This window comes from Natrialba sp. SSL1 (assembly GCF_001861355.1).
Lineage (GTDB): Archaea > Halobacteriota > Halobacteria > Halobacteriales > Natrialbaceae > Natrialba.
Window position 1 is genome coordinate 206,769 of the sequence record NZ_MASN01000018.1, and the last position, 21,451, is coordinate 228,219.

Here is a 21,451-nt window from a genome sequence, read left to right on the forward strand (position 1 = left end):
CGACTGGCAACTGGCAACTGTCGGCCGTCAGCCGTTCGAGACCGGTGCTGAGACGCTCTCTGTCTCACCATCGATCGTAATGTTGTACGTATCTGCGGGCGGAAGATACGTTATCGAACCGTTCTCGTCCGTTTCGCCGATTTCCTGACCATCGATTCTGATGGTCGCCTGCAGCGGTTCGCCGCTACCATCTTCGGTGACGGTCAGCTCTGTTGGACCGATTGCTGGTGTTTTGTTGAACGTTCGCTCGATACTTCCCGTCGATTTGGTTTCCGTCTCGACAGCTGGCAGTGAGCTGACCGACACCACCTGTGATTCACGGTAGACATCGCCAGTACCACCGTCGACATAGATATCTAGTTGGCCGGTATCGTGAGGAAGATCGACCCAGTAGAGGTTCTCGAGGCTATTGTCCTGATAGTGTGGTGAGCCGTGGTCGTGAGCCCATGGGTACTGCTGGGCGATGTCGTCGATCATTTGATCGATTGACTCGTACTGGTTAGGTGCATCCGCATCGCGGTTATCAAAACGAACTGTTTCCGTTCTGTACGTATCCCCATCCAGTGCCGAGAGTCGGTACCCGTTCTCTGCGGTCTGGACGCGGAATTCATACGGCGTGCTCGAATCGCTGACTTCGCTCGCCGATGCGATGGTTTCACGAATCGGTGTCGTGTGGAACTCTAGAAGCGTTCGATCGGCCCGGAACTGTTGTCGCTGGGAGGGAATAACGTCGATATCCTCATCGTCTGCAAGCACATCGAGCGTCTCCTCGAGGGCAGTTGCCTCGTAGTAGTTCTGTAACAGCACCTGAATCAGTTCACCGTCCGTGAGGTCTCCGGCCTGATGTTGGCTGACGGCCTCACGCTCTCTGTCCTCGAGGGCAGTAATCCGATCTTTCGTTTGATTGTAGGCGGATTCGATCTGGTCCGCACGGTCCGACCCGTCTAGGTCATCTAGCTCACGCTCTGTGAGATTGTACTGCTCATATTGGACCTGCATTTGTGTCGTGGTTTGTGCAAATGAGCTCGCGAGATTGGGTTCGATCGTCCCGTAGGAACCACGAATCTCTCCAGCGAGCGGTAACTGATTCGAGGTGTTTTCGATTTCGACGGGGGTTGTCTGTTCGACTGTCTGCTGTTGGAGGGCCTGCTGCTCATCGAAGTCGCCAGAGACTCCGTGGGACGGAGATGCCGCGACAACTGTGATCGCGGGCAGCGAACAAACGAGAAGCAACGCGAGGAGGACAGGGGTCGCGCTGTTCATTGTGCAGCCGTAGGAACTCCTGATACAAAAACTGGTCGCACTTGCGAACTCACTGGTTTTCAATACTACACTGATCGATTACTGTTCAGGGCAACAAGACGTAAACCGAGACACACGATCGCCATACAGAGGCAAAACGCGGCACACAGAGCCAACAACAGTAGACAGTACTGATTTCAGGCCAATTCACGGCACAGTTGTCGCCTCTCAAACGTAGGAGTATCTTTTTCACCGTCCCAGAACTGCAGTAAGCAGTCGTTGTCCGCTCTGGAGACGTTTTACGACCGTCGGTAACGTTTTATTTGTCGATGGAAAGGGTTTTTTCCCCCGGGAAACCACCAGTTGATAGGTATGCGGTTGTCCACCGCCGTTACACTCACCCTCGTTGCCCTCCTCGTCACTGCCGCTTCCGGTGCAGTGGTTGCGATGCCGACTGCGGCTGCCGGTGATCCTGTTGCGGGTCCAGATACCGACCCCCAGGCAGGACTCGAGCAACCAGCAGTCCACTCAGCGGTTTCACCGGCCAGTGTCGACTCCTCGGACCAGAACTCCCCCGAGATTGATCACATTATACGGCTCAACGTGAGCGACAATGGCGATGCTCACTGGAGTCACGAGTACCGGTTCGTCCTCGAGGACGAAGACGACGTAGATGCCTTCACGGAGTTCGCTGCCGATGTCGTTGCCGGCGAACGCCACGCCGAGACGCCGATACAGGCCGTTCGAAACCAGGTGTCGATAGCTGACGCCGAGACCGACCGTGAGATGTCGATCGTCGGCGCTGGCTGGGACGGCTACGACGTTCGGCCGTACGACGATGACATCGAAACAGCGGACGACCCCGACGGCACCCACGACGAAGAAATTGGCGTTATTACGTACACGTACACCTGGACGAACTTCGCAGAGACAGATGGTGATCGAATCTATCTCGGCGACGCGCTCCAGACGAGTAACAGTGACCGCCCCGCGATCACTGCACTCGGCGCGAGCCAGCGACTGGTCATCGAATCACCACCGAACTACGGGTTGCAGACGCCAACACAACTCTCCTGGAACGGCTATCACGAGTTCAGCGATGACGAGTTCGAAATCGTCTTCCTGCGTGGCGCCGAGCCGAGTAGTTCCCTTTCATGGTTCTCGCTCCCACTGGTACTTGGCGCCAGTCTACTTGCGGCCATCCTTGCGTTTGGCGCCCTTGCTGCCTATCGGTACAGCCGGGACGACCCACTCCCCGGAGCCCCACACATTGCTTCGCTCCTCGGTATCGGGGCAACAGAGACCGACAGTGCAGACGCGAAGGCAGACACAGAGACAGAGACAAACACAGCCACTCTGTCCGACCCAAGACAGCCCGCACAGGGCAGCGCCACCCGCTCACCCGACTCTGGCTCAGGATCACCACCACCGAATACCGCTGGCGACGGCACACAACTCGAGTTCACCGAGCCTGCAGACGAGGATATCGACCCAGAGTTGTTGAGCGACGAAGAGCGGGTACAGCGGATGCTCGCGGGCAACGGTGGCCGGATGAAGCAGGCGGCGATCGTCTCGGAGACGGGCTGGTCGAACGCGAAGGTGTCGCAGTTACTCTCGCAGATGGACGACGACGGACAGATCGAGAAGTTGCGGATCGGCCGTGAGAATCTGATTACGTTGCCGGAAGTCGATCCGACGGAGATCGACTGAGCGGTTCGATTTGTACGCGATACGTTCGGTGCGCGGTATCGAGAACACGATGACCGAGTCGTAGCTGGATGCGACAACCGATGACCGGCTGACGATGGCTCCGAAATGAGCGCAAGCAGTAAGCAACCGGCGGTATGAAGACAGTAAAAAGCGTGCCCGATAGGTATTTCATGCGCGACTCACAGTCGTTTGTATGGAAACCTTCGGCATCGTTGCAGCTGGTCTTTTCGTATCCGGCTGTGCGTACTCGCTGCTTCGCGTATACTGGGACGACGATGCAGTCAACTGGCTTGGATAGCGGAAAGAAACGGGACCGGTCGTGGTTACACTTACACTACCGGCGTTCGCTCGCGGGACAACGATCTACGCCAGCGGCGTTCGCTCGACAACCTGCCCGTCGTAGCTCGGGTACTGCTCGACGATTTCGCCGTCATCGAGGTCACCCTCCTCGATCATCTCCTCCAGGAGCCACCAGGCGACCTCGACGTGCTCGGACTTAACGGAGTAGAACTCCTCCGGAACGCCGAGTTCGATGAAGCGCTCCGGTTCGGTGTACGTCTTGCCGTAGACCAACGTGCCGTCGTCGGTGACGTCGTCGAACTCGCGACGGACGTTACGAGCCATGCGCTTCAGTCGTCGGCGGTGCTGGGCAGCGTCCTTGAAGACGGAGGTACAGAAGTAGACGCGCTCGTGGTCGCCCATCACGTCGAGGATGTCGTCGCGGGAGCCGTCGACGGCGCTCATGTGGCCCTCCTTGAGTTCGTACCCCTCTTCTTGCATCCGGCGGTAGTTCCCCTGGGACATCTCGAACTCGTTGACGTTGCAGAAGTCCGCCGCGCCCTCATCGAGGAACTCGAGGAACTCCTCCTCTGCGCGGATGCCTGGAATCTCGAACGCGGGGGTGAGTCCTTCTTCGCGGGCGATGTAGAGGATGTCCTCCCACTCGGTGCCGTGGAGGTCACCCCACAGCTCGTACGGCGGGTGGAATCGAATTTCGTCGAGGCCGGCCTCCGAGAGTTTGCGCATGTTCTCGCGGCCGCCCGTGATACCCGTGTAGAGGTGGGTGTGGTGGTCCTCGCCGAACTCGTCTTTCAGGAGTTCGAGATAGTGGCAGGTCCGCTCGAGTGCCTCCTGTGGTTCGCCGCCGGTGATCGAGGTGCCGAGGGCGTCCATTCGGTAGGCCTGTTCGAGGACGTCCTCGTCGGACTCGACGCGGCGTTCGTTCGCGTAGACATCGGTGACGTTCTTGCGATTCTCGCCAAGTGGGCAGTAAAAGCAGTCGCGCTGGTCGCAGTAGCCGTAAACGAACAGCACCATCTTGCCACCCTTCGCGCACTGCTCACAGCCCTTTGAGATCATTCAGTACACTGGGTTATCGGCGCGCGTTCAAAAACCGCACGGATCCAGACTGCTGTGACGGTCGATTCGAATAGTGTTGGTAGTTCACACGGCGTTCCGAGACCACGGCAAGGTCGTCCCCGATTCCTGGCTTCCACTCCCGACCGCAGTATGTGCTGGCTATCGGCGTGGCACAGGCGAGTAACTGCGAGCGCGGACAGCCCAGAAAAGGCATATACCGCCCCGACAAACATTCGCCCGATGCTGCTGGTCCTGTGTGTCGACCTCGACGACGACCTCGGTCGCAAGACCGGGTTCTCGACGCCGGTTATCGGCCGCGACCCCGTCGAAGAGGCAGGCGTCGCGCTCGCGACTGCGGACCCGGAGGACTCTGACGTCAACGTCATCTTCCAGGGACTGCACATCTACGACGACCTGGATGCACGCGACGAGAGCGTCGAGGTCGCCGTCGTCACCGGCAACGACGAGGGCGACGTCAACGCCAACCGCGAAGTCGGCGACGAAGTCGACACCGTCCTCGCGAGCCTCTCGACGTCGGAGGACGTCACCACCCTCGTCGTCACCGACGGCGCACAGGACGAATCCGTCATCCCGATCATCCGTTCGCGCGTGCCGATCGACGGCGTCCGCCGCGTCGTCGTCAGACAGGCCCAGAACCTGGAGTCGATGTACTACACCATCAAGCAGGTGCTTGACGACCCCGAAACGCGGGGAACGATCCTGATCCCGCTTGGCATCCTGTTGCTCATCTACCCGCTCGCGCTGATCGGCAGCGCACTCGAGATGCCCGGCTTCGTGCTCGGGACCACGTCGGCGCTGCTCGGCTTCTACCTCATCTCCCGCGGGCTCGGACTCGGCGAGCGACTCGACGCGGCCGTCGAGCGCGCTCGCCGGTCGCTGTACGCCGGACGGACGACCCTGCTCGCGTACGTCGTCGCGGCGGCGCTGTTCGTCCTCGGCGGTGTGAGCGGTATGAATACGCTCGAGTCGGTGCAGGCGGACGCGACCGGTGACGTCGGCGTCCCCGTCATGATCGCCGCGCTGGTGTATGGCTCCGTCCAGTGGATCGCCGCCGCGGGCGTGACAACCAGCCTCGGCCAGATCACCGACGAGTACATCGCAGGGACACTCGAGTGGCGCTATCTCAACGCGCCGTTCTACGTGTTGTCGATCGCGATCGTCCTCTATGCGGTGAGTGCGTTCTTCCTCGATGAGGCGGGGATTGCGTTCCTCGCGGCGGCGCTGACGGCGGGGACGCTGCTGGGGATCGTGAGTACGCTGGCGTTTGCGATCGTCGAGTCGCGGTTGTCGGGGGCGAAGGGGGAGCAAGAGGAACGAGCGAAGGCGGATCGGACTCACTGAGTGGTCGCTACAGAGTGGAGATTGTGGTCGGAGAAGATAATGACGCTAGTGCCGGCGCTATCGCTCGCGTTCGACGACAAACTCCGCGAGTTCTCGGAGATACAGTTCTGCCTCCGGGTCGGCGACCTCGACCCGGTCGAGCGCCTCGAGCGCGCGGTCGGCCTCCGCTCGCGCACGCGAGTTGGCTTCGTCGGGCGTGAGATCGGTCACCTGCACGACTGAGGGGCGGTCCATCTCGGCGTCGTGGCCGGTCGGCTTGCCGAGTTCTTCGGCGTCGGCAATCTCGTCCAGCACGTCGTCTCTGATCTGGAAGGCGATGCCGACGCGTTCTGCGTACTCGCCGAGGGCTTCGACCGTGAACCCGTCCGAACCAGCCGCGATCGCACCCAGTTCGGCCGCGGCGCGAAAGAGCGCGCCGGTCTTGCGGCGAGCGAGTGTCATGTATTCCGCCTCGTTCGACGGCATAGCGGAGAGTTCGGTCGCTTCGCCGACGCCGAGTTCGACCATCGACTCGGTGACGACGCGCATCGCGTCGGGGTCGGACGCGAAGAGATCAAAGGCCTCCCCGAGGAGGCCGTCGCTGGTGATGATCGCCGGGCCGTAGCCGAATTCGGCCCAGGCGCTTTCGGTGCCACGACGCAACTCCGAGCGGTCGATGATGTCGTCGATGACGAGCGAGGCGTTGTGGACGAGTTCGATGCCGACGCCGAACTCGACGGCCTCCTCGGCGGTCCCGCCCACGGTCTCGCAGGCGAGAATCGTGACCATGGGTCGGACGCGCTTGCCTCCGGAGAGCGTGACGTGGCGAACTTCGTCGCTGAGCGCCTCCGGGTCGACACCGTCGACGACCTCGTGAAGTCGCTCTTCGATTAGCGCCCGCCGGCGCTCCAGCAGTTCCATTGCCAGCGTTTAGGCAGGTGGCAAAAAGTACGTGACGGTTCGGAAGATGGCGCGTGAGTCCGTGCCGTTCCTTGAGAGTGTGTCGTTCCTCGGGAGCACGATGGAACGAGAGGACAGTACAACGAGAGAACGACGGAGATCACAACACAGTCACGAAACAGGTGACGCAGTGTCACCGAACCCGACGGTACCAACCCGAAGTTCGACAGTGAACTGACAGTCTAGGTATCGCCGTCGCTGACCTCCTCGTAGGTGAACGGATCGGCGATCGGTTCATCGCCGCTTCCGTCACCATCGTCTGTGGCGTCAGTGACACCGTCAACTTCGGCTTCACTTTCGCTGTCACTCTCGTTCGTATCACCGTCGCCAGCAGCCGCCCCATCCGTGTCAGCTTGGGAAACGACGCTCTCGTCGAACTCGAGTGCGGCACCGTCGCCATTCCCGGCATCGCCATCGCCGGTGTCGTCGTACTCGCCGCCGAGCACGTCGCCGGTCTCGAGTGTGTCGAGATCCTCGAGGTCGTCGACCGCCGCGTCGCCGTCAGCGTCCGTCTCGAAGCGGTCGAGCATCTCGTTGAGCTGGGAAGCCTGGTTTGCGAGCGAGCCGGCGCTCTTGGTGACTTCCGAGAGGGCGGAGGTCTGTTCCTCCGCGGCGGCGGCGACGCGCTGGGATTCGGTCGCCGTCGAATCGGAAATGTCGGTCGCGGTCGAGACCATCGCGACGACCTCCTGGGTCGAGGCGGCCTGCTGTTCGGTGGTCGCCGAAATCTCCTGGACGCCGTCGTTGGTCTCCTGTGCGTAGTCGGCAATCTCGTCGAGTGCCCCTGCGGCGTTCTCGACGGCATCGACGTGCGAGGAGATCTTGTCCGCCGTCTTCTGGACCTCCGTCGCAGTCCGCTCGGTGCGGTCGTTGATCCGTTCGAGTCGTTGTTCGATGTCCTCGGCCGTCTCCTTCGTGTCGGCGGCGAGTTCCTTGACCTCGGCGGCGACGACCGCGAAGCCGTCGCCCTGGGAGTCGCCGTCGCCGCTGCGCGAGGCCTCGATGTTCGCGTTCAGCGCGAGCATGTTGGTCTCGCGGGCGACCTCGGTGATGAATTCGATCAGTTCGTCGATCTGTTCCATCTCCGCGGTGAGGTCTTCGATCGCCTCGACAGTCTCGGTCGATTCGGCCTCGATCTCGTGCATGCCCTCGATCGCGTCGCGTGCGGCTTCGCGGCCGTAGCGGCCGGTCTCTGCCGTCTGCTCTGCGATATCTGCGACCTGATTCGAGGACGCAGCGATCTGCTCGGTCGTCGCCGAGAGGCCACTCATCTCGTCGGAGACCGCCTGCAGGTTCTCGTTCTGTCGGTCCGCACCGTCGGAAATCTCCTGAATGGAGTTACTGACCTGCCCGGAGGCAGAGCGCACTTCTTCGGCGCTGGCCGTGACTTCCTCGCTGGCGACGGCCACCTCGTTCGCGAAGGACTTGACGTGAGCCGTCGTCGCCTCGAGCTCCTCGACCATCTCGTTGAACGCGTGGGCGATGTCGGTCATCGCCTCGTTCTCGCTCTCTGGGTCGAGCCGTCGGGTGAGGTCGCCCTCGGCACAGACCTCCATTACGTCGCGGTACTCGTCGGCTTTCGCCTCGAGATGCTGGTTCATCGCCTCGGTCTCTGCGCGGGCTTCCTCGGCGTCCGCACGAGCGGATTCGGCCTCCTCGATCTGGTTTCGCAGCGAGGTCCGCATGCTGTCGAACCCATCGTAGAGGCGACCGATCTCGTCGATGCGCGAGGTCTGTAAGTCGACGTCGAGATCACCGTTCTCCATCGACTCCGTCCGATCGCGCAGTTCCGCGAGCGGCACGACCGTCTGGCGGCCGAGCACGACACCGACGAGGCCGAGTGCAACCAGGCTCACGAGCACCATCGCGATGACGTTCGTTCCAACGTCGCTCGCGACGCCGTAGGCCTGTTCGGTCGGCACGGTCGTCACCGCGACCCACTGCGTGTCACCGACCGGAACATATGCCTGCACCACGTCGTCGTCTTCGACCTGGCTTGCGCGACCGCCGAGTGCCGCCTCGATGGCATCGTCGTCGGTCGTCGCGGTGAGTTCGCTCTGTCCAGTCTGGAAGATCGGGTCCCCGCGGTCGTCAACGATCGCCGTCGACCCGGCCGCACCGTCTTGCTGGAGCTGGTCCACACGGTACTCGAGTGTCCCGATGACGACGACGACGCGATCGTTCTGTTCGGGGACCGGACTCGCGAAGGCCATCACCTGGTCGTCGAGCGCGGCGGACTCGTAGGCCTGCTCGGAGTGCCAGACGTCCTCGTCGAACGAGAGTTCGCCGGCGAAGTCCGTCTCCGCCCACGGATCGTCGACGGCAGCGAGGTCGGTGTCGCGGATCTCGGCGTCGGTACTCGTGAGGACGGTCTCCTCGCTCGTGTCGACGTAGTGTATCGCCCGCACGTCGACACCCATTCGGGCCTGTTCTTCGACAATTGCTCCCTGGACGGCCTGCACGTCGTCGTCCTGGGTCCCCGGCGACGCAGACGCGGTACGGGTCTGGACGTGCATCGACTCGACCCAGTCGCCGATGCCATCGGCCTGAAGTTCAGCGGTCGACTCGAGTTGCTCGTTCGAGTCGGCTCGCACGGTGTCGTCGATTTCGGCGTAGCTGACAGCGCCGACGGCACCGATGATGAGTACGACGGCGAGGATGGAGATGACGAACTTGAGCAGGTATCGTCGGCGGATGAACGACGGGACGAGTTTGGCGAGCAGCGACATTAGGCGCTCACCCGGTCGAGTTCCGTGATACCACCGTCTGCTGATTCGTCGAACTCCCAGTAGGAGAAGCTCGCACCGCGGACGTCCCCGTGCTGGTCGAACGTGACCGAACTCGAAGCGCCCTCGTAGGCGACGTTTTCACCCTGGGCGGCGAGTTCGAGGCCTTCGTCGAGGTTCTCGGGCGTGATCGTCGTCCCTGGACTGTAGGTGACGGCCTGCATCGCGTTTCTGATCGCCGTCCCCTCGTTCTGGCCGGCGTAGGCGTTCGCGAGCAACAGCGCCGCCGTCGCGTCGTAGGCGTGGGCGGTGAAGAGTCCCGGACTGTCACCGTAGGCGCTCTCGTACTGGTCGCTGAACGTATCGTAGCCCGGTCCGCTGGCGATTGGTGCGGTGCCACGGATGCCGTCGAGCGAGGAGTCAGTCGACTCGTGAAGGCCGCCATCCTGCATCCCCTCGGTGACGAGTACCTCGACATCGTCCCGTGTGCCGGTTGCGGCCAGATCGTCGAATAGCTGCTCCCCGGTATCGGGATACCCGATGACGATCAGCAGTTCCGGGTCGTCCGCCATCGCCGTCTCGATGGCATCGTCGTAGGAGTCCGCGCCCTCGGTGACCGGCACTTCGGCCGTCACGGTCGCGCCGTGGTCGGTCTCGAACGCCTGCGAGAACGCCTGTGTGAGCTGCCAGCCGTAGTCGTTGTCGACGTACAGCACCGCTGCACGCTCCGTGCCGAGGTCCGTGACGGCCTGCTCGGCGAGGACGAGTGCCTGCAGCGAGTCAGAGAGCGCCGTTCGGAAGACGAGACCGGCGTCGTTCACCGACGTGATCGTCGGCGACGTTGCACCCGCAGAACAGTTGACGACCCGGTACGGAATCAACACCTGCTGGGTCGCCTGGAGTGTTACGTCGGAGGCCAGCGGGCCGTTGACCATCGGATACCCACCATCGACGAGTTCGGCGGCACTCTGGACGCCGGCCGACGGCGAGGTTTCCGTATCGACAACCGTGTAGTCGATATCGAGGCTAACCTCGTCTTCGAACCGTTCGATCGGCAACAACGCGGCGTCGCGCGTCGTTTCCCCAAAGTTCGCGAGCCCCCCACTCAGCGGAGACATAATACCGAGTCTGAGCGTTCGATCCGTTCCGCCAACTGCGTCGGCGGACTCTACCTCTGATTCGTACCCGGGAACGTCAGAAAGGCACCCGGCCAGGCCACCAAGTGACGCGGCACCAGCCCCCACCAGGAGTTCCCGTCGCTTCGGTCGAAACGTCATATCCGTGGTATCAAATTACTGGTTTATAATTCTGCTGTACAGTCACTGGAACGTTCATACATCTGTCTGACACGAGAGAGAACCCGAACGGAACCCTCGACCGTCCTGTGAGCGGGGGTCCAGCCGAGACACACAGTGTGAGTGATTGCTAGAAGAAACGGTATACGTCGAATACGTCCGATGAGAACGGTGGAAAAACGCGTCGACGATTAGCAGTGACGCGTGGTCACTGGAACTGCTCGGTCAGCGCTGGGACGACATCGAAGAGGTCGTCGTGAATCGCGTAGTCCGCGATGTCCATGATCGGCGCGTTGGGGTCCGTGTTGATCGCGACGATCGTATCGGAGCCCTTCATGCCGGCGACGTGCTGGACGGCACCGGAGATACCGATCGCGATGTAGACATCCGGCGTAACGACCTTTCCGGACTGACCGACCTGGCGGTTCTTCGGCAGCCAGCCGTTGTCGACGATCGGACGCGAAGACGAAACCGTCGCGTCGAGTGCATCCGCGAGGTCGCGGATAATGTCGAGGTTCTCCTCCTCTTCGATCCCACGACCGACGGAGACGAGTACGTCCGCTTCGCTGATGTCGACGTCGCCGCCGCCGACCTCTTCGAAGCCGTTGACCGTAGAGCCGACCGCGTCCTCGTCGATGTCTGCATCGAACGCCTCGACGGCGGCGTCACCGGTCCCCTCCGCGGTTGGCCACTCGGCCTCGCGGATCGTAACGACGGCGTCGCCCTCGAGTTCGTTCGTGGTCTCGACCTTGCCGCCGTACATCTCGCGGGTCGCGGTCAGCGTCTCGCCGTTTGCCGACAGATCGATCGTGTCGGTGACAACCGGGAGGTCGAGTTCGTTGGCGACGGCAGGTGCGTAGTCCAGGCCGTTGACGCTGTTCGGCGTGAGGACGTACTGCGGTGCGAGCTCGTCGTACAGCTGCGTGATCGTCTGCGTGTAGACGTCGTGGTTGAACTCCTCACCGTGGGAGACGGTGTGGATCGCGTCGACGCCGTCGCGGTTGAGTTTCTCTGCGAAATCGTCGACGGAGCCGCTGATGACGGCGAGGTGGAGGTCGCCACCGGTGTCGTCTGCAAGCTGGCGGCCCGCGGTGATGATTTCGTAGCTCACGTCGCGCAGGTCGCCGCGGCGGTGGTCCGTGACTGCGAGGACATCGCTCATGGTGCCACCCCCTTCTCGCGGAGCAGTTCACCCAACTCTGCGGCCGTGTCGTCGGCACTGCCTTCCCAGACGGTCACGTCGCTCTCGCTCTCTGGTTCGTACATGTCGGTGAGTTCCAGGTCGGAATCGACGGCACTCTCGTCGACACCGAGGTCGGCGAGGCCCTTCACGTCGAGTTCCTTGCGCTGGGCCTGGCGAATGCCGCGCAGGCTCGCGTAGCGTGGTTCGTTGATACCGGTCTGGATCGTGAGTGCGGCGGGCAGCTCGATATCCGTGAGCTCCTCGACACCGCCCTCGAGTTCGCGTCGAACTGAGGCGACATCGCCGTCAAACTCGTGCTCGAGGTGGTTGACGACGGCACCCCACTGGTAGCCGACCTCTTCGGCGAGGGCAACGCCCGTTGCGCCGAAGCTGTCGTCGCCGGCCTGCACGCCGGTCAGGATGAGGTCTGGATCCTCTTCTTCGACGACGGCACTGAGGATTTCCGTCTTCGCGTTGACGTCGAGCAGATCGACGCCCTCGAGGGAGTCGTCCCAGACGCGGACCGCGCGGTCTGCGCCCTTTGCGAGCGCCTGACGGATGGTCTGTTCACAGTCTTCGGGGCCGATTGTAACCGTGACGACTTCGTCGGCGACGCCAGCTTCTTGCAGCTGAACGGCCTCTTCGACGGCGTAATCGTCCCACTCGTTGAGGTCTGCACCGAGGTACTGGTCTGCGATTTCAGTCCCCTCGATTTCGAACTCATCTTCGACGGTCGCAACTTCTTTGACCGTAACGAGGATTTTCATCGTTCGTCACTCGTACGTCACACCCGTAAACGTTTTCGAAACGCACAGTATTGGACTCCCTGTTCAACTGATAATTTGGGAGGTATCGGTTTTGCACTGAAACGGAGCGTGGGGGGACGCGACTGAAGCTATCGGTCGCAGACAGGGTGTGTGGCCGGGAGAGAAACCGACACAGTGACTGGTCAGCAAGAGTGGCGAAGAGCGGCCGTTTGCACCGATTTCGCGCGTACAAGACGGAAACGGTTTAACGACACCGCCGGTAGTACACCGCATGGCAGACTGTCCACTAGCCGACGACTGTCCGAGCTATTCAGCACGAATCTCGGGGATGGGGTGTCAACACTACGGCGACCGCGGCGGCAAGGAGTGGTGCCAACACTACAACCAGCCGATCGACGATCTGAAGACCCAGCCGGTCAAGTCCGGCGAGGAGGTCGTCATCGACGTCGTCGACATGCACGAAAGCGGCGCCGGTGTCGGACGAACTGAAGACGGCTTCATCGTGATGGTCGACGGTGTCCTCCCCGAAGCACGTGCCCGCGTCGAAATTACCCGCGTCCACAGCAACCACGCGCGTGCGGAGGAGCTCGAACTGCTCCCGATGGACGAAGAGGAGGGCGACGACGAAGACGATACGGCAGACGCGGATGCCGACACCGATGACGATGGCACCGCCAATGACGGCGACAGCGACGAGGGGGACGCTGACGCCGGAGCGGACGACGAATCCACCAGCAGTCGGTCGTCGAGACGCGAACGCCTCGGAAGCCGCGAGAACTTCTGGGGGAACTGATCGACACGGTCACTCGAGACACCACCGTCTCGAGGGATCGGCGTCGGTACCTGGACAGTCGTGCGGCCGTCTTTTTTCGCCTGTTGCGTTCTGTGCTCTGTTCGCTCGCTGGCTTCTGCGCTCTGTTCGCCCACTGTGTTCTTGTGTTCTGCACGGTCTGGGTGCGCGCCAGAGAGCGCCATAGCCCGCAAAATCGGGATATAACGGCACGGATTCCGCACCTCGCACGCGACCGGGAGAGCTTTCATCCTGCCCCCAGCTAGAGGTCTGGTATGAGTAGGCGCGTGCAGGGAACACCAGACCGCACGACGGAGCGACGACAGTGGAACGCGCCCGAAGCAGTCTCGGTGATGGGACGACGGGTACGTTCGCAAGTGGTAACGGGCAGTCCTCGAAAGCGGCGAGCCGTGAGCAATTACGACGACGGAGCGACCAGCCAGCGAACTGTACACCACTGCGATGGAGGGCGATTACCGTGTCAATGATCGACGACGCGGACGAGCTGCTCGCCGAAATTGGCTTCGAAGCCGAGACCAGCATACTCACAGACCGGCAGGCACAGGTGCTTGCCCTGCGCGAGCGCGGGATCTCCCAGGCGGACATCGCCGCTGCACTCGGGACCTCGCGGGCGAACGTCTCCTCGATCGAGGCCAGCGCCCGAGAGAACGTCGAGAAAGCCAGGGAGACGGTCGCCTTCGCCGAGGCGCTTCGCGCTCCCGTCCGCGTTCGCGTCCCCACTGGAACGGATCTCTACGACGTGCCGACCCTCGTCTACGACGCCTGCGACGACGCCGGCGTCAAGGTCGATCACACCGCCCCGGATTTAATGAAAGTCGTTAGCGACGCCGCCGGCGCCGCCGTCACCGGCCGCGAAGTGTCCTCGCCGCTCGTCATCGGCGTCACCTCGGAAGGTGTGGTTCGCGTCCGCCATCAGGAGCGCGAGTAGCGCTTCGCACGCAATAACACTCACACTCACACCCACACCCACACTCAATCCTGCCTCAGTCCACTCGAGTACACCCGCACAACCTCGCCTCGCCGACCACCGACGCAGCATCCCCCTGCCCGAGCAATTTGGTCACTGGCGTCGTGTGGGCCGCTATGGACCTCGATCTCGACGACAACGCAGCGCTGGTAACCGCCTCCTCGAGTGGCCTCGGACTCGCAAGCGCCCACGCTCTCGCCTCAGAGGGCGCACACGTCGCCATCTGCGGGCGCGACGCCGACCGGCTCGCGGCCGCCCGCGACGATCTCGCCAACGCGGGATCGGGCCAGGTGCTCGCACTCGAGTGCGACCTAACCGACCCGAACGGAATCTCCCGGCTGGTTCGCCGAACCGTCGACGAGTTCGGCGGTCTCGACCACCTCGTGACCTCCGCGGGCGGGCCGCCGAGTACGACCTTTCTGGGGACGGACGAACAGGACTGGTACCAGGCGTACGACCTGCTGGTGATGAGTGTTGTCTGGACGGTCGAGGAAGCACACGCACAGCTACTCGAGTCCGATGTGGGCTCGATCACCTGTATCACCTCGACCACGGTGCGGGAGGTAACCGACGGGCTGGTGCTGTCGAACTCCGTTCGGCGGGCCGTCGTCGGCCTCGTGAAGACGATTTCGCGCGAATTTGGACCCGAGATACGTGCCAACGCCGTTATGCCGGGGACGATCGAGACGCCACGGATCGAAGCACTCGTCGAGGCGGGTGTCGAGCGCGGCACGTACGCGGACTACGACGAGGGTATCACCGAACTCGCGGCCGAAATTCCACTGGAGCGGCTGGGTGAACCTGCCGAGTTCGGCGACGTGGTGGCGTTCCTCGCGAGCCCGCGGGCGAGTTTCGTCAACGGTGTGTCGGTGCCGATCGACGGCGGCTTGTTGCGGAGTTGATGCGAGAGTGGCGGAACCGTAACGCTCTCGGTCACTCTCCAGCGACTGGATCGTGTGTACCGCCCGGTCCAGTTCACCGGCTTCCTCGCCCTCCTCGCGACGCCCGCCGTGTTGCTCGCCAGCGTCCACGCCGCGCCGTCTGTCCTCCCGAGTGGGACGGATAGTCCCCACCTCGGGGCGTACAGTCTCCACCTCGGGACGTACAGCCTCCAGCTCGGTGTCGTCCTCGTCGGCGCGGTCGCGGTCATCGCCGAACGGAATCGTGCCTTCAGCGCCGACTCCCTGGAAACTGACGCATTCGACCGAACCGACGCCACGAACGCGCTCGCCGTCACCGGCGGCGCGGTCGTCACCTACGGCGCGAGCGTGGTTGCTGAGCTTGGCCCGGTGCTCGCCTCCGCGCTCGTCGGCCTCCTCGCCGGACTCGCCCTCCCGCGCGTCGGTGCGCCCATCTACTGTGGCTCCTTCGTCGGGATGGCTTCTCCAGCAGTCTTCCCGGGATTCGAGTACGTCGCCGTTGCCGGCGCGATTTCGGGGCTCGCGTACGTCGCTACGACCGCCTCCTTCGGCGGCGTCGGCGGCAAACTCGGCACCATCGCGCTCTTTGGGTGTGTGGCGGCCGTCGCACTGACCGGACTCGAGTACGGCTCGCCGAGCGCGCCCGCCTGGGAACTCCTCCAGTTCGTCGTCCCGGTCGCCGTCGTGGGTGCAGTTGCAACCGTCCTGCTGAGCCTGGAACTCGAGTTGGGTCCGGTCGTGGGCTCGGGGCTCGTCGGCGTCGCTGCCGGCGTCGGCTTCCCGCTCGCACTGCCGGGCGAACTCGGTGCGACGCTCGCTGCGGTCGCGTTCTGTGCCTCCTTCGTCGGGATGTCGAGTGCCGAGCGGTTGACGGTGGCCCACGTAGGTGCGGCCGGCGCGCTCTGCGGGCTCGTGTATCTTGCCGTGACGCCGGCGCTGACGGGTGCTGGTGGAAAGCTCGGAACGATCGCGTTCGTTTCCTGCGTCGCGCTGGTCGGGCTGGACGAACTGTTCGATGCGGTGAGAACGCGACGTCGATGACTCTGATAACCGCGAAAACAGCTCAGTCAGCCGAAATCTGGCACGTCCCGTCGTAGGAGACGTCCTCGACCGACTGGATCGCCGGCTCGTCGCCACAGACCGGGCACGCCGGGTTCGGGTGCACGTCCACCGTCTCGAACGTCATGTCCATCGCATCGTAGAGCAGCAGGCGGCCCTCGAGTAGCTCACCCTTGCCGAGCAGGTACTTGACGGCCTCGGTGGCCTGGATACAGCCGACGGTGCCGGGAAGCACGCCGAGCACGCCAGTTGTCGCACAGTCGGGAACGGTACCGGGCTCGGGTGCTTCGGGGAAGATACATCGGTAACACGGCGGCTCAGCGTCGCCGCCCCGATCGTTCGTGAACGTCGTCACCTGCCCCTCGAAGCGGTAGATTGCGCCGTGACAGAGCGGCGTCTCCGTGAGCACACAGTGGTCGTTGAGCAGGTAGCGCGTCGCGAAGTTGTCGCTCGCATCGAGGACGAGATCGTAGTCGGAGACGAGGTCGCCCACGTTGTCAGCGGTCAGACGCGTCTCGTGGGCGTCGACGTCGATGTCGGGGTTGAGCGCCGCCACGTAGTCCGCCGCGCTCTCGACTTTCGGTCGGCCGACATCCTCGTCGCGGTGGACGATCTGCCGCTGCAGGTTCGAGCGCTCAACTACGTCATCGTCGACGATGCCGAGGCGGCCGACGCCGGCCGCGGCGAGGTACTGAATCGCCGGCGCACCCAGTCCGCCCGCGCCGACGACGAGGATGCTGCCCTCGAGGAGCCGTTGCTGTCCCTCGGGACCGATTTCGTCCATGATTACGTGTCTCGAGTAGCGATCGAGTTGGGTCGCATCGAGGCGCAGGTCGCTCATGGGCGCTGTTTGGGGCGAGAGCGAGAAAAATCCGCGGGTCGCACACAGCGTTGTTGACAAGTGATAGGCTATTCAGACAGTTACCGACCAATTGTATTCTCCCTTCAGGTTACAACTCACGTATTGAGGTAGATTCTACAAAGAAACGGCAGTCTCTTCACCGACCCCATCACTTAAGACCATGCATGTCTTTGACACACTCATGGCATCCGCACCCAATGGTGCCGGCGACGACGTTTTCGATCAATTCCTCACTGACCGCGGTCACGCCGTCGAACCACTCGAGTGGGAGGAGGAGTATAACAAGAAACAGTGTCCCGAATGTAGCGGTCTCCACGACCTCTCCGCGAGTACCTGTACCGTTTGTGGGTGGGAGCCAACACGGTAGGCGACGATACCCGGCTACCGATTCCGTTCTTTTGACGCCGAGATTCCGATCCGAGAGCGGTGTCGCTGTTGGATGATTCCACTGAGTGGCCCCCAATTGCCTTCCTCTCCTGCTATTCAGTTCCGGTGTCCTGTTTGCCGCTATCTGCTATCTACTGTCTGCTCTCCCCGACGATACCGACTCGAACCGCCTGGCTACACGACACCCTCGCACCCGACCAATTCGGTAATCTTCCGGTAATTTCCGCCATCTAATGGCGATAGAATTATAATGTGGTCCGTTCCAACACGTCATTCGAGAAGCATCATGCCGGAATGCCAGAACTGTGGGAACTTCGTAACCGATGCATACGCTCGCGTCTTCACGCCGCGGGGGGTCGACGATCCCCGCGTCTGCCCGGAGTGTGAGGACAAGATCCGCGACGGTGCCGACGTTCGAACCGCCCGTTCGTCGCGAAACACGTGATCCCGCTTCGTTCATCACGAACCGCCTGAATCGTCCGTCACACCGCCCCACCGTTTTCGAGCGACCAGACCGCCGACAGAGCCGGCAGACAGTCCCTCTCGCGGTCGCGGAGAACCCACGTGACTTATGGGTGTCGCGACCCTGAACAGGGATAATGGCTACCACGGAGACGAAGGTGACCCGGCTGTTCGGTGGACCGGGGAGCGGGAAGACCACCGCGCTTCTCGACCACGTCGAAGAGATTCTCGAGCAGGACGACGTTACGTTCCGGGACATCCTCGTCGTTTCGTACACGCGAGCGGCAGCACAGGAGATTCGCGAACGGCTGGCAGAGCGACTCGACGAAAGCCCGCGTGCGCTGCAAGGCAACGTCTGTACCATGCACGCGAAGGCGTACGATCTTCTCGATCTCTCTCGAAGCGACGTCATCGGTGAATCCGACAAGGAGGAGTTCTGCGAGGAGTACGGACTCGAGTTCGAAGACGAGTACAGCGGGGCCGGCCGCCGGACCGCTCGTTCGACGACGATCGGAAACAAGATTATCGCGACGAGTCAGTGGCTCCAGCGAACCCGCCGAGAGGTATCAGACTGGTACGACGTGCCGTTCCAGTGGGACGACGAGGAGGTTCGCCTTCCGCCGGAGATCGACGATCACGCCCAGGAGGGCAACAAGTACACGCCGACCTGGCCCTCCGACGACGACCGGATCGACGTCCCAGAGGCCATCCGCGGGTGGCGCTCCTACAAGGGCGAACAGGGCAAGATCGGCTTCGCCGACATGCTCGAACGGGTCAAGCAGCGCTCGCTGCTCCCGAGCGTCGACTACCTGGTGATCGACGAGTTCCAGGACATCACGACGCTGCAGTACGACGTCTACGAGGAGTGGAAACCGCACATGGACCAGGTGCTGATCGCCGGCGACGACGACCAGGTCGTCTACTCCTGGCAAGGCGCAGACCCAGCCCTGCTGCTCGAGGAGGAAGTCGACGAGGACATCATCCTGCCGAACTCCTACCGACTGCCCTCGAACGTCCTCAACGCGGTCAACCAGGAGATTCGCCACATCGAGCACCGGAAGGACAAGGACCTGAAGCCGCGCAAGGAAGGCGGCGCAGTTGAGGCCCGGCGCAACGCCTCGATGCTCGACGTCGTCCGCATGGTTCGGCGCACCCTCGCCTCGGGCGACGGCACCATCATGATCCTCTTCCGGGCGCGCTACCAGATGTTCCAGTTCATCGATGAGTTCATCACGGAGGGTGTCCCGTTCACGTCGCTGACGGACCAGCGGATGTGGACCGACCGTCTTACCCAGTACGTCCGCGCCGTCGAAGCGATCGACCGCGGTGACGACGTAACTGGACTCCAGGCACGGCGTGTCGCAGACATGCTTCAGGAGTCGGCGTTCGGCACCAAAGAGCGCGACGACCTGTTCGATACGATCGACGAGCGCCAAGAGGAGGCCGGTATCGACGACCTGCAGGAGCTCATGATTCCCGCGTCGGTTATCGAAGACCACGCGCCGTTCATGCCCGGCCCCGAATCCGCATCCGATATGGTGCGGAAAGTGACGAACTTCCAGAAGAAGAGCATTCGCGCGTACTTCGCCATCGGCGAGTACGCCGGCATGGACACCGACCGCGTCCGCGTCGGCACCATTCACTCCGCGAAGGGTCGCGAGGCAGACCACGTTATCGTCGGCACTGACCTGACCGAGAAGGTCGTCGAGCAGATGGTCGCAACGGTCGACGACCCCACGGATGTCCCGGGCGTCGAGGAGTTCACCAAGACCACCTCACCCGTCCCAGTCCTGACGGACAACGAACGGCGCGTCTTCTACGTCGGCATGTCCCGCGCCCGCGAACGCCTCGTAATGCTCGAGAACCTGGTCGACGGCGCGCCGACGTTGCCGATCGACGTCCTGCTCCACAACGAACTCACCGAGACCCCACTCGAGGACCTCATCGAAGAGGCCCAGCAGCCTGCCGAGAGCGGCGAGGAACTCGAGGCCGAAGCGCCCTGAGTCTGGGAGGCGACTGTGACAGACACCGACGGCGCTTCCGACTCACCAGCGACGACACCGACCAGCATCGCGCTCATCGACGAAGCGCTCACACAGCGAGAGGCCGCCGCGTTCGTTCACGTCGGCTTCGCACGTGAGCCAGCGATTCAGTACTGTCTCGACCGTTACGGACAGGAGGCTGTACGCGATGACCGGCACACCCTCTCGCCAGCGGATGCTGACCTCATCGCGCTCTCGTGCGACGGCGAGCGCTGGGAGGTCCGGAGTCGACCACGAAAGCCGGGGCGAGGTGAGTCAGAGACGCACCCCGCCTCACAACTTGCATCGACGCTCGCAGATCGCCACGGCTCCGCGACGGTGCTAACACCTGCGACGATCCCGCACGATGCGGCACTATATCTCGAAAACGCCGGACTCACACTGGCCTCGACGGACGTACTCGAGCGTGCCCGTGCGAACAAGACGGCGAGCGAGCGAGCGCGGATCGAGACCGCACAGGCAGCTGCCCGTGCGGGCATTCGCCGGGCGGCCGCCGTCCTCGCGGACGCGGCGGTCGTCGACGGCGAACTCGTTAGCGGCGATGATGCGAGCGAACCAGTTCGCGACGATGATGCTGGCGAGCCGATCACACCAGACCGCCTCCGGATCGAAGTTGACGAGGCGATCGTTTCGGCCGGCGCGTACCCCGCCGGCAACACCGCGATCAGTCCCGAGAGCGACCCCGAACGGATCCCGTCGACGGCCGACACAGCCGACACGCCGCTTCGCCCCGGCGATCCGATCGTCATCCGAACCGCACCGCGCGAACCCGGCGGCTACCACGGCGGCCTCGTCAGGACGCTCGTCGTCGACGGCGACGGCGGCCGCGAGCGCCGAGCGCACGTCGGCGCCACCCAGTCGTTTCGCTCGGCCAGCGCCATGCTGACCGCCGACACAGAAACCGTGGGCGCCGTCGAAGCCGACCTCGAGGCCGAAGTCCGTTCGTTCGGCTTCGAAGACGCCGACGCCGTCGACACGAGCGTTGGGGGCGTCGGACTGGCGGCACTCGAGTCCCCCTGCAAACTGACCGGCGAAATCGAGCCGGGAAGTGTGGTGCAACTCGAGTCGGCTGTACGCGTCGAGGAGGGGGTGTGGCTCCGAATTGCGGATGTGCTGGCACGCGGTCGTGACCAAGATCAGGATGGGAAGAGACCGGAGTGGCTGGCACCGCTGTCGCGGTCGCTGGATCCGGAGACGGTGCGCGAGTCGTAGGTTGGGCGCGTTGCGTACTGGCTCGGTTGGCTCTGTTGAAATTCTCAATACCCTCAAGAACGTTGGGGGCATTGGTCTGGAGTCGGTGTGTGACACCACCTGAGACCGAGTATCCCTGGGAGTGCGAGTCTGATGTGGCCGTCTGT

18 protein-coding genes are annotated in these 21,451 nt (G+C 63.0%); 10 read left to right on the plus strand and 8 right to left on the minus strand.

What is annotated here, in order from left to right; genetic code table 11:
• Positions 1 to 27 precede the first annotated feature (27 nt).
• A complete protein-coding gene (locus BBD46_RS05165; protein ID WP_071400677.1) occupies positions 28 to 1,263 on the minus strand; it encodes a DUF7096 domain-containing protein in 1,236 nt (411 codons plus the stop codon).
• A 351-nt stretch (positions 1,264 to 1,614) separates the two neighbouring features.
• On the opposite strand from BBD46_RS05165, the gene BBD46_RS05170 reads away from it, so the two are divergent.
• Positions 1,615 to 2,952 carry a helix-turn-helix transcriptional regulator gene (locus tag BBD46_RS05170; protein ID WP_071400678.1) on the plus strand — a complete coding sequence of 446 codons (1,338 nt, stop codon included), beginning with the start codon at positions 1,615 to 1,617 and terminating at the stop codon, positions 2,950 to 2,952.
• Between the two features lie 363 nt (positions 2,953 to 3,315).
• Here the strand turns inward: BBD46_RS05170 and BBD46_RS05175 are convergent, their stop codons facing one another.
• The gene (locus tag BBD46_RS05175; protein WP_071400679.1) at positions 3,316 to 4,311 is read right to left on the minus strand and encodes a radical SAM protein; all 996 of its coding nucleotides are present in this window, start codon (positions 4,309 to 4,311) and stop codon (positions 3,316 to 3,318) included.
• A 240-nt stretch (positions 4,312 to 4,551) separates the two neighbouring features.
• Here BBD46_RS05175 and BBD46_RS05180 point away from each other — a divergent pair, with 240 nt between their 5' ends.
• Positions 4,552 to 5,673 carry a DUF373 family protein gene (locus BBD46_RS05180; RefSeq protein ID WP_071400680.1) on the plus strand — a complete coding sequence of 374 codons (1,122 nt, stop codon included), beginning with the start codon at positions 4,552 to 4,554 and terminating at the stop codon, positions 5,671 to 5,673.
• A 57-nt stretch (positions 5,674 to 5,730) separates the two neighbouring features.
• Here BBD46_RS05180 and BBD46_RS05185 read toward each other — a convergent pair whose 3' ends face one another.
• From BBD46_RS05185 to BBD46_RS05205, 5 genes are all read right to left on the minus strand, one after another.
• Positions 5,731 to 6,573 carry a polyprenyl synthetase family protein gene (locus BBD46_RS05185; protein ID WP_071400681.1) on the minus strand — a complete coding sequence of 281 codons (843 nt, stop codon included), beginning with the start codon at positions 6,571 to 6,573 and terminating at the stop codon, positions 5,731 to 5,733.
• Between the two features lie 221 nt (positions 6,574 to 6,794).
• Positions 6,795 to 9,341 (minus strand): methyl-accepting chemotaxis protein, encoded by a 2,547-nt coding sequence (locus BBD46_RS05190; protein WP_071400682.1) that lies wholly within the window; start codon positions 9,339 to 9,341, stop codon positions 6,795 to 6,797.
• A complete protein-coding gene (locus BBD46_RS05195) occupies positions 9,341 to 10,615 on the minus strand; it encodes an ABC transporter substrate-binding protein (protein WP_071400683.1) in 1,275 nt (424 codons plus the stop codon). Before BBD46_RS05195 ends, BBD46_RS05190 begins: the two co-directional genes overlap by 1 nt.
• Before the next feature lie 226 nt (positions 10,616 to 10,841).
• Complete coding sequence (locus BBD46_RS05200) at positions 10,842 to 11,795, minus strand: electron transfer flavoprotein subunit alpha/FixB family protein (protein WP_071400684.1); 954 nt, start codon at positions 11,793 to 11,795, stop codon at positions 10,842 to 10,844.
• A complete protein-coding gene (locus tag BBD46_RS05205; protein ID WP_071400685.1) occupies positions 11,792 to 12,583 on the minus strand; it encodes an electron transfer flavoprotein subunit beta/FixA family protein in 792 nt (263 codons plus the stop codon). The genes BBD46_RS05200 and BBD46_RS05205 overlap by 4 nt, the downstream gene beginning before the upstream one ends.
• Before the next feature lie 271 nt (positions 12,584 to 12,854).
• Here BBD46_RS05205 and BBD46_RS05210 point away from each other — a divergent pair, with 271 nt between their 5' ends.
• From BBD46_RS05210 to BBD46_RS05225, 4 genes are all read left to right on the plus strand, one after another.
• Positions 12,855 to 13,376 (plus strand): TRAM domain-containing protein, encoded by a 522-nt coding sequence (locus BBD46_RS05210; RefSeq protein WP_071400686.1) that lies wholly within the window; start codon positions 12,855 to 12,857, stop codon positions 13,374 to 13,376.
• Positions 13,377 to 13,857: 481 nt separating this feature from the next.
• A complete protein-coding gene (locus tag BBD46_RS05215) occupies positions 13,858 to 14,322 on the plus strand; it encodes a Tfx family DNA-binding protein (RefSeq protein ID WP_071400687.1) in 465 nt (154 codons plus the stop codon).
• Between the two features lie 155 nt (positions 14,323 to 14,477).
• Positions 14,478 to 15,263, plus strand: a complete 786-nt coding sequence (locus tag BBD46_RS05220) for an SDR family oxidoreductase (protein WP_071400688.1) — start codon at positions 14,478 to 14,480, stop codon at positions 15,261 to 15,263.
• Positions 15,264 to 15,317: 54 nt separating this feature from the next.
• Positions 15,318 to 16,322 carry a hypothetical protein gene (locus BBD46_RS05225; RefSeq protein WP_071400689.1) on the plus strand — a complete coding sequence of 335 codons (1,005 nt, stop codon included), beginning with the start codon at positions 15,318 to 15,320 and terminating at the stop codon, positions 16,320 to 16,322.
• A 22-nt stretch (positions 16,323 to 16,344) separates the two neighbouring features.
• On the opposite strand, the gene ubaA is transcribed toward BBD46_RS05225, so the two are convergent.
• Positions 16,345 to 17,181, minus strand: coding sequence for an SAMP-activating enzyme E1 (gene ubaA, locus BBD46_RS05230; RefSeq protein WP_071400690.1), 837 nt, complete (start codon positions 17,179 to 17,181; stop codon positions 16,345 to 16,347).
• A gap of 202 nt (positions 17,182 to 17,383) precedes the next feature.
• Between ubaA and BBD46_RS05235 the strand changes: the two genes are divergently transcribed.
• The 4 genes from BBD46_RS05235 to BBD46_RS05245 all read left to right on the plus strand — a co-directional run bounded on the left by BBD46_RS05235 (position 17,384) and on the right by BBD46_RS05245 (position 21,305).
• Entirely contained in the window at positions 17,384 to 17,569 is a 186-nt protein-coding gene (locus BBD46_RS05235) for an HVO_0416 family zinc finger protein (RefSeq protein ID WP_071400849.1), read from the plus strand.
• 306 nt (positions 17,570 to 17,875) lie between these two features.
• A complete protein-coding gene (locus BBD46_RS22545) occupies positions 17,876 to 18,034 on the plus strand; it encodes a DUF7563 family protein (RefSeq protein ID WP_169331418.1) in 159 nt (52 codons plus the stop codon).
• Between the two features lie 154 nt (positions 18,035 to 18,188).
• Positions 18,189 to 20,054 carry a UvrD-helicase domain-containing protein gene (locus BBD46_RS05240; RefSeq protein ID WP_071400691.1) on the plus strand — a complete coding sequence of 622 codons (1,866 nt, stop codon included), beginning with the start codon at positions 18,189 to 18,191 and terminating at the stop codon, positions 20,052 to 20,054.
• Positions 20,055 to 20,069: 15 nt separating this feature from the next.
• Entirely contained in the window at positions 20,070 to 21,305 is a 1,236-nt protein-coding gene (locus BBD46_RS05245) for a M24 family metallopeptidase (protein WP_071400692.1), read from the plus strand.
• Positions 21,306 to 21,451: the final 146 nt, after the last annotated feature.